Source organism: Amycolatopsis sp. EV170708-02-1 (assembly GCF_022479115.1).
GTDB lineage: Bacteria > Actinomycetota > Actinomycetes > Mycobacteriales > Pseudonocardiaceae > Amycolatopsis.
This window is the reverse complement of sequence record NZ_CP092497.1, coordinates 929,622-942,958: the sequence shown is the minus strand read 5'-3', so window position 1 is coordinate 942,958 and position 13,337 is coordinate 929,622. Positions and strand designations below refer to the sequence as shown.

11 protein-coding genes and 2 pseudogenes are annotated in these 13,337 nt (G+C 69.3%); 11 read left to right on the top strand and 2 right to left on the bottom strand.

What is annotated here, in order from left to right:
- The first annotated feature begins 49 nt into the window (after window positions 1–49).
- Together MJQ72_RS04105 and MJQ72_RS04100 are read left to right on the top strand one after the other, a co-directional pair.
- Window positions 50–1,666 (top strand): acyl-CoA synthetase, encoded by a 1,617-nt coding sequence (locus tag MJQ72_RS04105; protein ID WP_240597776.1) that lies wholly within the window; start codon window positions 50–52, stop codon window positions 1,664–1,666.
- Between the two features lie 8 nt (window positions 1,667–1,674).
- Entirely contained in the window at window positions 1,675–2,781 is a 1,107-nt protein-coding gene (locus tag MJQ72_RS04100) for a nitronate monooxygenase family protein (protein WP_016332907.1), read from the top strand.
- 76 nt (window positions 2,782–2,857) lie between these two features.
- Here MJQ72_RS04100 and MJQ72_RS04095 read toward each other — a convergent pair whose 3' ends face one another.
- Window positions 2,858–3,664: a trypsin-like serine protease gene (locus MJQ72_RS04095; RefSeq protein ID WP_240597775.1), complete on the bottom strand. Its 807-nt coding sequence runs from the start codon at window positions 3,662–3,664 to the stop codon at window positions 2,858–2,860.
- A 327-nt stretch (window positions 3,665–3,991) separates the two neighbouring features.
- On the opposite strand from MJQ72_RS04095, the pseudogene MJQ72_RS04090 reads away from it, so the two are divergent.
- The 9 genes and pseudogenes from MJQ72_RS04090 (at window position 3,992) to MJQ72_RS04050 (ending at window position 11,542) form a co-directional block, all read left to right on the top strand.
- Window positions 3,992–4,767: pseudogene (locus tag MJQ72_RS04090) on the top strand (GntR family transcriptional regulator).
- Window positions 4,768–4,948: 181 nt separating this feature from the next.
- On the top strand, window positions 4,949–6,061 hold the full coding sequence (locus MJQ72_RS04085) for a TIGR03364 family FAD-dependent oxidoreductase (RefSeq protein WP_240597774.1): 1,113 nt from the start codon (window positions 4,949–4,951) through the stop codon (window positions 6,059–6,061).
- Window positions 6,055–6,729, top strand: coding sequence for a phosphonatase-like hydrolase (locus MJQ72_RS04080; RefSeq protein WP_240601250.1), 675 nt, complete (start codon window positions 6,055–6,057; stop codon window positions 6,727–6,729). Before MJQ72_RS04085 ends, MJQ72_RS04080 begins: the two co-directional genes overlap by 7 nt.
- Before the next feature lie 16 nt (window positions 6,730–6,745).
- Window positions 6,746–7,765, top strand: coding sequence for a 2-aminoethylphosphonate ABC transporter substrate-binding protein (locus tag MJQ72_RS04075; RefSeq protein ID WP_037343652.1), 1,020 nt, complete (start codon window positions 6,746–6,748; stop codon window positions 7,763–7,765).
- Complete coding sequence (locus MJQ72_RS04070; RefSeq protein ID WP_240597773.1) at window positions 7,762–8,817, top strand: ABC transporter ATP-binding protein; 1,056 nt, start codon at window positions 7,762–7,764, stop codon at window positions 8,815–8,817. The genes MJQ72_RS04075 and MJQ72_RS04070 overlap by 4 nt, the downstream gene beginning before the upstream one ends.
- A complete protein-coding gene (locus MJQ72_RS04065; protein ID WP_240597772.1) occupies window positions 8,814–9,668 on the top strand; it encodes a 2-aminoethylphosphonate ABC transporter permease subunit in 855 nt (284 codons plus the stop codon). The genes MJQ72_RS04070 and MJQ72_RS04065 overlap by 4 nt, the downstream gene beginning before the upstream one ends.
- Entirely contained in the window at window positions 9,646–10,443 is a 798-nt protein-coding gene (locus MJQ72_RS04060) for an ABC transporter permease (RefSeq protein ID WP_240597771.1), read from the top strand. Before MJQ72_RS04065 ends, MJQ72_RS04060 begins: the two co-directional genes overlap by 23 nt.
- Window positions 10,444–10,494: 51 nt before the next feature.
- Entirely contained in the window at window positions 10,495–10,962 is a 468-nt protein-coding gene (locus MJQ72_RS04055) for a hypothetical protein (protein WP_240597769.1), read from the top strand.
- A gap of 172 nt (window positions 10,963–11,134) precedes the next feature.
- Window positions 11,135–11,542 (top strand): hypothetical protein, encoded by a 408-nt coding sequence (locus tag MJQ72_RS04050; protein WP_016332917.1) that lies wholly within the window; start codon window positions 11,135–11,137, stop codon window positions 11,540–11,542.
- A 66-nt stretch (window positions 11,543–11,608) separates the two neighbouring features.
- Here MJQ72_RS04050 and MJQ72_RS04045 read toward each other — a convergent pair.
- Window positions 11,609–13,268, bottom strand: a pseudogene (locus MJQ72_RS04045) (fumarate hydratase).
- Between the last annotated feature and the right edge of the window lie 69 nt (window positions 13,269–13,337).

Below are 13,337 nucleotides of genomic sequence, written 5' to 3'. Positions count from 1 at the left end.
CCATAGAGCGGCCATTGCCCAGAACGATAACATGTTCTACTTTGGGGAAGTGGCACTCAACATCGCGGATCTACTCGAGCACGCCGTCGACGCCGTGCCGGAGCGCATCGCGGTCGTCTGCGGCGATCGGCGGGTCACCTTCGCCGAACTGGAAGAGCGCGCCAACCGGCTGGCGCATCACCTCGCGGCACACGGCGTGGGACCCGGATCCCACATCGGTGTCTATTCCCGGAACTCGATCGAGGCCCTGGAATCGATGATCGCCGCGTACAAGCTGCGCGCGATCGCGGTCAACGTCAACTACCGCTACGTCCACGGCGAACTGCGGTACCTGTTCGACAACGCCGACCTCGTGGCGCTGGTCCACGAACGCGGCTATTCGGACAAGGTCGCCGCCGTCCTCCCGGAAACGCCGAAATTGAAACACGTTGTCGTCATCGACGACGGAAGCGACGGCGACTACTCGTCCTACGGCGGCGTGGACTACGAAACCGCGCTCGCGGAAGGCTCGCCCGAGCGGGACTTCGCCGAGCGCAGCGCCGACGACATCTACATCCTCTACACCGGCGGCACCACCGGCTATCCCAAGGGCGTCCTGTGGCGCCACGAGGACATCTGGCGCGCGCTCGGCGGCGGCATCAACTTCGTCACCGGCGAGTACGTCCCCGACGAGTGGACGCTCGCCGAACAGGGCAAGTCGGGCAGCCTGGTCCGGCTCCCGGCCGCGCCGCTGATCCACGGCGCCGCGCAGTGGGCCGCGTTCGGCGCGCTGTTCACCGGCAGCCCGGTCGTTTTCGTCCCGCGGTTCGACGCGCACGACGTCTGGAAAGCCGTGCAGGACAACAAGGTCCAGGTGCTCACCATCGTCGGCGACGCGATGGCGCGGCCGCTGATCGACGCCTATCGCGAGGGCGACTACGACGCGTCGTCGATCGTGGCGGTGTCGAGTCACGCCGCCCTGTTCTCCCAATCGGTGAAGCAGGAATTCCTGGCGCTGCTCCCGCATGTGGTGATCACCGACGCGATCGGCTCCTCCGAAAGCGGGTTCACCGGCATCGGCATGGTCAGCAAGGACAGCGATCATTCCGCCGGCCCCCGGGTCAACTTCGGCAAGGACGCGATCCTCGTGGACGACGACGGCGCGCTCGTCGAGCCGGAACCGGGCGCCATCGGCCTGATCGCCCGGCGCGGGCACGTCCCGCTCGGGTATTACAAGGATCCCGCGAAGACCGAGAAGATCTTCGTCGAGATCGACGGCAAGCGGTACGTCGTCCCGGGTGACTACGCGCGCTACGAGGAAGACCTCACGGTGACCCTGCTCGGCCGGGGGTCGCAGTGCGTGAACACCGGCGGCGAGAAGGTGTACCCGGAAGAGGTCGAGGGCGCGCTCAAATCGCATCCGGACGTCTTCGACGCGCTCGTCATCGGCATCCCCGACGACCGGCTCGGCCAGCGGGTGGCCGCGGTGATCCAGCCGAGGTCCGGCAAGGAACTCGACGTCGCCGCGCTCGAAGCGCACGTACGGACCGAGATCGCCGGGTACAAGGTGCCGCGCAGTCTCTGGCTCGCGGAGGAGATCGGGCGCTCCCCCAGCGGGAAGCCGGACTATCCCTGGGCGCAGCGCTACGCCTCCGAGAACGAGCCCGTTTCCATCCAACCGGCGTAAGGAGTTTCATGCGGACGTCTCTGTGCGACCGGCTCGGGATCGACCTGCCGATCGTCGGGTTCACCCCGTCCGAGCACGTGGCCGCGGCGATCAGCCGGGCGGGCGGTCTCGGCGTGCTGGGCTGTGTGCGGTTCAACGACGCGGCCGAACTCGACGCCGTCCTGTCCTGGATGGACGAGAACACCGGCGGGAAGCCGTACGGCGTCGACATCGTGATGCCCGCGAAGATCCCGGCCGAAGGGACGTCGATCGATCTCGCGAAGCACATCCCGCAGGAGCATCGCGACTTCGTGGAGCGGACGCTGCGCGACCTCGCGGTGCCGCCGCTGCCGGACGACACCGACGAACGCGCCGGCGTGCTGGGCTGGCTGCATTCGGTCGCCCGGTCCCATGTCGAGGTCGCGCTGAAACACCCCATCCGGTTGATCGCCAACGCCTTGGGGTCACCGCCGGTGGACGTCATCGAGCAGTGCCACGCGAAGGGCGTGCCGGTCGCGGCGTTGGCCGGCAAGGCCGAGCACGCCGTCCGGCACGTCGACAACGGCGTCGACATCGTTGTGGCACAAGGCTATGAGGCGGGCGGGCATACCGGCGAGATCGCGTCGATGGTCCTGCTGCCCGAGGTGGTGGACGCCGTCGGCGACCGGGTCCCGGTGCTCGCCGCGGGCGGGATCGGCTCGGGCAGGCAGGTCGCGGCCGCGCTCGCGCTGGGCGCGTCCGGGGTCTGGATGGGCTCCTTCTGGCTCGCCACCGAGGAATACCTCCAGACCATGGGGGAGTCCGAGGCGATGCAGCGGGCGCTGGTCGCGGCGGGGTCGTCCGACACCGTCCGGACGCGGATCTACACCGGCAAACCGGCGCGGCTGCTCAAGACGCGGTGGACCGAGGCGTGGGCCGCGCCCGGCGCGCCCGAGCCGCTGCCGATGCCGCTGCAGAACCTGTTGGTCTCCCACGCGCACAACCGGATCCACCACGCGGCGGATCCGAGCGTGGTCTCGATGCCGGTGGGGCAGATCGTCGGGCGGATGGACCGGGTGCGCCCGGTCGCCGACGTGATCGCGGAACTCGTTTCGGGGTACGAAGAAACACTGTCGCGTTTGGACAAGACCCGCTGAAAAGACTCGTGAGTGGCAAGGACGGTTAGAACCGTCCTTGCCACTCACGAGTCAGGGCATGCCGTGCGGGTGGAAACTAGAGCCCGGCGGCCGCGTTCTTGATCGCGGTCGCGAAGGTGCTCACCTCGGTGTAGACGCCGGGAGCGTGCGCCCGCGCGCAGCCTTCGCCCCAGCTGACGATGCCGACCTGGATCCAGGCCCCGGCGCTGTCGCGACGGAACATCGGGCCGCCCGAGTCGCCCTGGCAGGTGTCGACGCCGCCCGAGTCGATGTTGCCCGCGCAGATCTCGGCGCTGTCGATCAGGTCGGCGTAGCTGCCGCCCTGCGCCTTGCAGGTCGAGTCGGAGACGAACGGGACGGTGGCCTTGAGCAGGTAACGCTGCTGCGCGCCGCCCTCGGTCGCGGCACCCCAGCCGGCGACGGTGAACGTGCCGCTGTTGTAGGCGGTCGAGGTGGTGATCGGCAGCGTCGGGATGCCGCTGACCGGGCTGGCGAGCTTGATCAGGGCCCAGTCACCACCGGTGGAGGTGGGGTAGGTCGGCGACCGGTACACGTAGGTCGACTTGACCTTCTTGGCCGCGGTGCTCTGCAGGTCCACCACGCCGAGGGTGGCGGTGATACCCGTGTTGGCCCCGGTCCGCGACACACAGTGCGCGGCCGTCAGCACGATCTGCGGGGTGTAGAGCGCACCACCGCAACCCATGGAAAGCCTGACCATCCAAGGGAATTCGCCCTGAGCGGCCCGGGTGCCACCGACCACGTCGGTGGACGGCGGCTGCGCGGCGGCGGCTTGCGGAGCCGTGGCGAGACCCGCCAGGGTTCCGGCCGCCGCGACGGCGATCAGGGTCTTTTTGAGCAGGCTGAACCGACGCTTGATGTTCAAGGGTTCATTCCTTCCGGCTGTCCACAGTGGAGGCAGGGAGACTGACTGCGGCCACCTGACTACAGCAGGTGGGCATACACGGGGACAACCAACTTTCTTCGGATCTTTCGGCCGTTGGTGGTGATTAACGGACGTCCGGGCCTGGTTGCCGACGAATGGCGTAGGCCGGAGCGCCCAACGCCCCTACTCCCGGACCGGTGATCGCCGGAACCGCCGGAAGGCTGAACACCCGCCGAGGGTGCCCTTTTCGGCCACCAGTGTGAGCGTGGCATGAACACTTCGTTCGGGTCAGTACAGGCATGGGGAATCGGGCCTAGGATCTGGATCGTGAAAGCGCGTTCGCCTAGACTGCATCCCCCCGCCGACGGCCCGGTTCGGGACGGAATTCCCGAGCACGGCCGCATTCCCCGCTATTACGCGGTCAAAGTCGATCTGCTCGACGTGATCTCCGAATTAGGCCAAGGGGCGGTACTTCCCACCGAAAGGGAACTGTCCGAAAGATTCGAGGTTTCCCGTGCGACGGTCCGCCAGGCCGTCGGTGAACTCGTCCTGGAAGGGCGGCTGAGCAGGCGACAGGGGAGCGGCACGTACGTCGCGGGCCCCAAGCTCGTCCAGCCGCTCGCCTTGGTGAGTTACACCGAAGGACTCAGGAGGCAGGGCATCGAGCCTGGCCGGAATTTGATCTCTTTGGAACGCCGTGAGGCGGGTCCGTCGCTGGCTTCGGAACTGGAAATCGATCCCGAAGACGACGTCATCCACATCGAACGGGTGCTGCTCGCCGACGACGAGCGGGTCGGGCTGGAATCGACCTATCTCACCGCCGCGCGATTCCCGACGCTCATGGATGTGTTCGATCCCACACAGTCGCTCTACGCCTGTTTGCGGGAAAGGCTGGGGTGGTCTTCGACGGCGCGGAGGAGCGGGTCGAGACCGTGCTCGCCACGCCGCGGGAGGCGCTGCTGATCGGGACGAACCCGGCGCTGCCGATGCTGCTGATGCACCGGACCTCGTGGGGGACCGACGGGGTCCCGTTCGAACGTGTCCGGTCGCTGTTCCGCGGTGACCGGCTCTCCTTCGAGACCCGCTTGGGCCGAGTGGAGTAGCCACTACCGCAGTTAGTCCTCTGAACGCGATATTTGCGGATTCAACGACCGCATCCAGAGGACGAAACGCGGCGTAATGTAACGCGAAGATAACAGGTCTGGTCCAGATTTGGCGGGCACTTCACCTGGGGTTAGGGCCAGGGCCACGGAGCGTTGGTGCGCGCAGGCGAGCGTCTGCGGTGTGCGAATCCTCATCATCGGCGGCGGAGTGCTCGGCACTCAGCACGCCTGGCAGGCCGTCGAACGCGGCCACGAAGTCGTCCAGATCGAACGGGAACCCGAGGCCAGGGGCGCGTCCGTGCGCAACTTCGGCCTGGTCTGGGTCGGTGGCCGCGCCAGTGGCCCCGAACTGGAGACCGCCGCCAGGGCGCGGGTGCTGTGGGAGCGCATCGGGGAACGCGTCGAAGGGATCGGCTTCCGGCCGAACGGCTCGCTCACCGTCGTCCGCACCGAGGCCGAACTCGCCGTCGCCGCGGCCGCGGCCGCGAGCACGGAGGACCGCGGATTCAAGCTGCTCGACGCCGCCGAGACCCGCGAGCTCAACCCGGCCCTGCGCGGCGACTTCCTCGGCGCGCTCTGGTGCGACCGCGACGCCGCCGTCGAACCGCGCGTCGCCCAGCCCGCGCTGCGCGCCGAACTCGCGAAATCCGGCCGCTACACCTGGGTGCCCGGCCGCGAGATCCGCGACCTGACCGGCCGCGGTGTCGTCGACGACGCGGGCGAGACCCACGAGGGCGACGTCGTGGTGCTGTGCACCGGCGCCTGGACCGGCGGCCTGGTCAAGGAGCTCGCCGGGACGGCGCCGGTCCGCCGCGTGCGGCTGCAGATGGCCCAGACCGAGCCGCTCGGGGAAACCCTCACCACCACGGTCGCCGACGCGGACAGCTTCCGGTACTACCCGGCTTACCAGGGCGAGGCGCTCGACGGCCTCAACGCGGGCCAGCCGCAGGGCGAGATCGCCGCGGCCGCCAAGATGCAGCTGCTCATGGTCCAGCGCCTCGACGGCTCGCTGACCATCGGCGACACCCACGAATACGACGAGCCGTTCTCGTTCGACACCACCGAAGCCCCGTACGACCACCTCGCCGAGGTCGCCGGGGCGCTGCTCGGACGCCCGCTCCCGCGCATCACCCGCCGCTGGGCCGGCGTCTACGCCCAGACGACCGACACCTCCCGGATCGTGCACCGCGCCCGCGTCGCGGACAACGCGTGGCTCGTCACCGGTCCGGGCGGCCGCGGCATGACCTGTTCCCCCGCCATCGCCGAAGACACCGCCGAGGAGCTGTCCTGGTGAACACCGAACTCGTCGTCCTGGACATGGCCGGGACCACCGTCGCCGACGACGGCCTGGTGATCCGCGCCTTCACCGCCGCGATCGCCGCCGCCGGAGTGTCCGAAGAGGACGGTCGCTTCCCCGCCATGCTCGACTACGTCGTCGAAACCATGGGACAGTCCAAGATCGTCGTCTTCCGCGCCCTGCTCGACGGGGACGAGGAGCTCGCCCAGCGCGCGAACACCGCCTTCCAGGACGCCTACGGGAAACTCGTCGCCGACGGCCACTGCGAGCCGATCCCCGGCGCCGAGCAGACGATCCAGGAACTGCGCGCGCACGGCGTGAAGGTCGCGCTCACCACCGGCTTCGCGCCGGACACGCAGAACGCGATCCTGGACGCGCTGGGCTGGCACGGCCTCGCCGACGCCGTCCTGGCGCCGGGCGACGGCGTGCGCGGCCGCCCGTTCCCCGACCTCGTCCTCGCCGCCGCGCTGCGGCTCGAAGTCACCGACGTCCGCCGCGTCGCCGTCGCCGGTGACACCCCTTCGGACGTCCTGACCGGGCTGCGGTCCGGTGCCTCGCTCGTCGCCGGCGTGCTCACCGGATCGGCGAAGAAGCCGGAACTCGAAGCCGCCGGCGCCACCCACGTCCTCGACTCCGTCCGCGACCTCCCCGCCCTGCTGTCCTAAAAGGAGCTTTGACGACATGAAGAAACTCGCGGCCACCGCCCTCGCGGGCCTGCTCGCCCTCACCCTGGGCGCCTGCGGCGGGACCGCCGGTGGCGCGTCCGGCGACCAGACCGTCACGCTGTACACAGTGGACGGTCTCGAAGACTGGTACGCCCAGCGCATCGAGGAGTTCAAGGCCAAAACCGGGATCACCGTCCAGGCGGTGACCGCCGGCTCCGGCGAGGTCGCCTCGCGGGTGGAGAAGGAGAAGGCCAACACCCAGGCCGACATCCTGGTCACGCTGCCGCCGTTCATCCAGCGGGCCGCGTCGCAGGGGCTGCTCGCCGCCACGGCGCCCGCCGGGATCGACCAGGTTCCCGCCGGGCAGAAGGACGGCCAGGGCCGCTACTTCGCGCTCATGAACAACTACCTCAGCTTCATCCGCAACCCGCAGGCCTCGCCCAAGACGTGGGACGACCTCCTGTCCCCGTCGCTCAAGGGCAAACTCCAGTACTCGACCCCCGGCGAGGCGGGCGACGGCACCGCGGTCCTGCTGCAGCTCCAGCACGTCCTCGGTGATCAGGGCGCGCTCGACTACCTCGCGAAGCTCGAAGCCAACAACGTCGGGCCGTCGTCCTCCACCGGCAAACTGCAGCCGAAGGTGGCCAAGGCCGAGATCCTGGTGGCCAACGGCGACGTCCAGATGAACCTCGCCGAAATCGAGAAAAGCGGCGGTTTCGAGGTCTTCTTCCCGGCCGACGCGCAGGGCAAGCGCTCCACTTTCGCCCTCCCGTACTACGCCGGGCTGGTGAACAACGCGCCGCACGCCGAGAACGCCAAGAAGTTCCTGGACTTCCTGCTCTCGCCCGAGGTGCAGGGCAAGGCCGTCGACGCCTTCGGTGCCCCGTCGCGGACCGACGTCACGCCGTCCGGCCCGCGCGCGGACAAGGTGAAGGCCGCCCTCGCCGGGGTCGAGATCTGGCAGCCGGACTGGGACGCGGTCCTGGCGAAGCTCGACGCCGACCTCGCCGCGTACAAGAAGGCCGTGGGCCGATGACCCCGGCGGTCGAATTCCGCGGCGTTTCCGTCCGCTTCGGCCGGACGACCGCCCTCTCGCCACTGGACCTCACCGTGGCGAGAGGGGAGACGCTGGCGATGCTCGGGCCGTCCGGCTCCGGCAAGTCGACGGCGCTGAAGGCACTCGCGGGTTTCGTCGTGCCGAGCACGGGCCGGGTCCTGCTCGACGGCGAGGACGTCACCGCTCTGCCGCCGCACCGGCGCGGCCTCGGCGTGGTCGTGCAGAGCTACGCGCTGTTCCCGCATATGCGGGTCGAGGCCAATGTCGCTTTCGGTCTCAAGGCACGGAAAACGCCTCGGGCCGAGACCGCGCGCCGGGTCGCCGAGGCGCTGGAGCTGGTCGGGATGGGCGAATACGCCCGCCGCTACCCCCGCGAACTTTCGGGCGGGCAGCAGCAACGCGTCGCGCTCGCGCGGGCTTTGGCGATCCGGCCGCGGGTGCTGCTGCTCGACGAACCACTGTCCGCTTTGGACGCCGCCCTGCGCGAGGACATGGTCGCGGAACTGCTGCGGCTGCGGGCCGAACTCCCCGACACCACCCTGATCTACGTCACCCACGACCAGGGCGAGGCGCTGGCGCTGGCCGACCGCATCGCCGTGATGCGTGACTCGAAACTGGTCGAACTCGGGCCCAGCCGCGAGCTGTACCAGCGGCCCTCGACGGAGTTCACCGCGAGCTTCCTCGGCGCGTCCAACCTCATCCCGGTCGAGCTGATCCAGCCCGACGGCACCCGCGTCCGGCTCGGCGACCGCGAGCTGGCGGCCGATCCGTCCGGGACCTTCCGGGCGGGCCGGCCCGTCGCGCTCGGTGTCCGGCCGCATCGGGTCGGGATCACCGCGGCGGACGCTCCCGGCGCGCTGCCCGCGGTCCTGCGCGGTGTCCAGTGGCGTGGCACGGGTTTCCGGCTCGATCTGGACCTCGATGGGAACGAGATCCGGGCCGAAGTGCCGGACATCGACGGCCTGCCGAGTGTGGGGGAGCGGGTCGGAGTGTCCATTCCGGACGGTTGCCCGCTGGTGGGTGTCGGATGACCGGCCTCGCGCTCGCCGCCGTGGCGGCACCGGCGCGGCGGCGGGAGAAACGGCCCGGCCACGGTTGGCTCCTGTTGCCACCGGTGCTCGCCCTGCTCGGCTTCTTCGGCTACCCGCTGGTGCTGGTCGTCCTGCAGTCACTGGAATCGAAGACCGGCGAGTTCGGCTTGTCGGTCTGGCTGGATGTGCTGGGTTCGGCGGAATTCCGGGACGCCGCCTGGAAGACCGTCGCGCTCGCGCTCGGCGCCACCGCGGGCTGCGTGGTGCTGGGGACGTTCCTCGCGCTGGTGATCGCGTTCGTGCCGTTCCCCGGCGCGCGGACGCTCTCGCGGCTGGTGGACACCGTGCTCGCGTTCCCGTCGTTCCTCATCGCGCTCGCGTTCACCTTCATCTACGGCAGCGCCGGAATCCTCGGCGCGGGCGGGTTCCTGTACTCGCCGTTCGGGATCCTGCTGGCGGAGATCACCTTCTACACGCCGTTCGTGATGCGGCCCGCGCTCGCCGCGTTCGGTCAGGTCTCCTCGGCGCAGATGGAGGTCGCGGCCAGCCTCGGCGCGAAACCCGGCCGCGTGCTGCGCCAGGTGATCCTGCCGGAGGCCTTGCCGTCACTGGCTTCCGGCGCCTGCCTGACCATGCTGCTGGCGATGAACGAGTTCGGCATCGTGCTGTTCCTCGGCGCCAAGGACGTCACGACACTGCCGATGCTGGTCTACGGCAAGGGGATCGTCACCTTCGACTTCCCGCAGGCCTGTGTCATCGCGGTGGTCAACGTGGTCTTCTCCCTCGCCCTGTACGGAACCTACCGGCGACTGACGAAGGGAGGCAGCCGTGCTGCTGTGGACCAGGCGTAGCCGCGTCCTGCTGTGGGTGGTGTTCGCGGTGCTGTTCACCGCGATCGTGCTGGCGCCGCTGCTGATGATCGTGCTGGCGTCGGTCGCCGGGAACTGGACGGGGCTGCTGCCGGGCGCGTTCACCGGCTCGCATTTCGCGCGGGCGCTGTCCGGGGAGACGTTCGCGAGTCTCTCGGTGAGCGTCCAGACCGGGGTCATCGCGTCGCTGGTGTCGGTACTGCTCGGCACGTGGGCCGCGCTCGCTTCGCAGTCGGCGCCGTCGAAGCTGCGGAAGGCGGTCGACACCCTGTTCCATCTGCCGATCGCGGTGCCGTCGGTGGTGCTGGGGCTGGCGCTGCTCGTCGCGTTCAGCCGTCCTCCGCTCGCCTTCAACGGCACGCGCTGGATCGTGCTGCTGGGGCACGTGATGATCCTGCTGCCGTTCTCCTACAGCACGGTCTCGGCCGCGATCGCGCGGATGGATCCGCTGCTGGCACAGGCGGCGGCGAGCCTCGGCGCCTCGCCGGTCCGGGTGCTGCTGCGGGTGCGGCTGCCGGTCCTGCTGCCGTCGATCTCGGCGTCGGCGAGCCTCGCGCTGGCGATGTCGATGGGCGAACTGGGCGCGACGATGATGCTGTACCCGCCGGACTGGCGCACGCTGCCCGCGAGCATCTTCGCGCTCACCGACCGGGGCCAGGTGTTCCTCGCGTCGGCGAGCACGGTGCTGCTGCTGGCCGTCACCCTCGCGGGGGTGGTGATCCTCGGGCTTGCCCGTGGCCGCGCGGCGCAGCGTTGAATGACACAGCGTTGATGCAACCGTTTGTCCGCTTCGTTCCGTCTTGAAACCATGATGAACGCAGCGAAGACGCTGGGCGCGGGACTCGTGCTCGCCGCGACGGCGGCCTGCGGCGCGGGCGGCCCCGGAGCACCGGCGAACACGAGCACCCCTCCGGTCGTCACCACACCTTCGGATCTGCCCACCTCGCTCCCGGCGAGCCCGCCGGTCGCGAAACCGCCGATGTCACGGCCGACCGTCGGCCCGCCGCCCTCGGACAAGATGCTGCCGCCGTCCCAGGTCGACACCAAGCTGCCCGTGCGGGTCAGCGCCGAGAACGGCGGCCTGAACGTGCACCTCGAACTGAGCGGCTGCGACGAGGCGAGGGCGGACCTCGCCGAAGAGAACGCGCAGCGGGTCGTGGTCACCGTGACCATCGACCACGGGAAGCCGGGGCAGATGTGCCCGCAGGTGATCCGCTACGCCGTCCTGCCGGTGAAACTCGCCGAGCCGCTCGGCACCCGGACCGTGGTCTTGTGAACGGGCCGGGATCATGTGCAACCCCACGGCGCCTTCGTTCCGTCCCAGTCACATGAGGTACTTAACGAATGTCATCGGCCTTGGCCTGATCGTCGTTGCGGTATCCGCTTGCGGGGCGCAGAACCAGGCAGCGGAACCCGCGGCCGGACCCGGGAGCGGCACCCTGAGTACCGTGCCGCCGTCCCCGACCGCGCCGCCTTCGTCGTCGGCGCCCGCACCGAGCAGCAAGCCCGGGAGCCAGCCGGGTGTGCCGGGCGCGCCGCGCCAGGAGGTGCCGGAAGGCAGCACCAAGCTGCCGGACAAGCAGCTCGACGCGTCGGCACTGCCCGCGGACTATCCGCGTGAGGTGTACACCAGCAACGGCGGGACGATCCTGAACATCCGCGGCCAGGAAGGCGGCTGCGGGCACGCGACGGCGGAGGCCGCGCAGCAGGACGGGACCAGGGTCACCGTCAACCTGACCGAACTCAAGGGCCAGACCGGCCAGATGTGCACGATGGACATCCGGCATCCGGTGATCTCGGTGGCGCTGTCGGCGCCGCTGGGGGAGCGGACCGTGGTCCTGAAGCAGATGCGCTGACCGACCGTAATGCCGTGAAGGCCTCCTTCGCTACCCTGAAGGTAGCGAAGGAGGCCTTCACGGATCTCAGCGGAAGCTGATCTGCAGCACCGGTTCCGACGTGGCCTCGAAGAAGTCGTTGCCCTTGTCGTCGATGACGATGAACGCGGGGAAGTCCTCGACCTCGATCTTCCAGACCGCTTCCATCCCCAGTTCGGCGTACTCGAGGACGTCGACCTTCTTGATGCAGTCCTGCGCGAGCCGCGCGGCCGGGCCGCCGATCGAGCCGAGGTAGAACCCGCCGTGCTCGTTGCACGCCGCGGTCACCTTCTTGGACCGGTTGCCCTTCGCCAGCATCACCAGCGAACCGCCCGCGGCCTGGAACTGCTCGACGTAGGAGTCCATGCGGCCCGCGGTGGTCGGCCCGAAGGACCCCGACGCGTAGCCCTCGGGCGTCTTCGCCGGGCCCGCGTAGTACACGGGGTGGTCGCGAAGGTACTGAGGCATCTCTTCGCCCGCGTCGAGCCGCTCGGCGATCTTCGCGTGCGCGATGTCGCGGGCGACGACGAGCGGACCGGTCAGCGACAGGCGGGTCTTCACCGGCAGCTGCGAGAGCTGGGCGCGGATCTCGGCCATCGGCCGGTTGAGGTCGACGGTCACCACCTCGTCGGACAGGTCGTCCTCGGTGACGTCCGGCAGGAACTGCGCCGGATCGCGCTCCAGCTGCTCCAGGAACACGCCGTCGGCGGTGATCTTCGCCTTCGCCTGGCGGTCGGCCGAGCACGACACGGCGACCCCGACCGGGCAGGACGCGCCGTGGCGCGGCAGGCGGATCACGCGGACGTCGTGGCAGAAGTACTTGCCGCCGAACTGCGCGCCGATGCCGAACTGGCGCGTCATCTCCAGCACCTGCTGTTCGAGGTCGACGTCGCGGAAACCGTGACCCAGCTCGGAACCCTCGGTGGGCAGATCGTCGAGATAGCGGGCCGAGGCCAGCTTCGCGACCTTCAGGTTGAACTCCGCCGACGTGCCGCCGACGACGATCGCGAGGTGGTACGGCGGGCAGGCCGCGGTGCCGAGGCTGCGCAGCTTCTCGTCGAGGAACTTCGCGAGCCCGCTTCGGGTTCAGGACGGCTTTCGTTTCCTGATAGAGGAACGTCTTGTTCGCGCTGCCGCCGCCCTTGGCCATGAACAGGAATTCATAGCTCGGGTCGCCCTGTCCATCTTTGTGATAGAGCTCGATCTGGGCAGGCAGGTTGGTACCCGTATTGCGCTCATCCCAGAAATTCACCGGCGCCATCTGCGAATAGCGCAGATTCAACTCCTGATAGGCGTCGAAAATACCGCGAGAGAGCGCGCGCTCGTCGTCGGCGCCGGTGAGCACGCCTTCGCCGCGTTTGCCGATCACGATCGCGGTGCCGGTGTCCTGGCACATCGGGAGGACGCCGCCGGCGGAGATGGCCGCGTTGCGCAGCAGGTCCATCGCGACGAACCGGTCGTTGCCGCTGGCCTCGGGGTCGTCGACGATCGCTCGCAGCTGCGCCAGGTGTGACGAGCGCAACAGATGCTGGATGTCGGTGATCGCGGTCTTGGCGAGCTTGGTCAGCGCCTCGGGCTCGACCTTGAGGAACTTCCGGCCCGCGGCTTCGACGACCTCGACACCTTCGGTGCCGATCAGCCGGTACTCGGTGTGGGTGTCCTTCGCGAGCGGAAGGACTTCGGTGTACTGGAACGTGGTGGGCGCCACTGCGCGGGCTCCTTTGCCGGCATCGGGAACCCGCCCACGGTACCCAAGCCCGGGCAAGGCGCCCGAGAG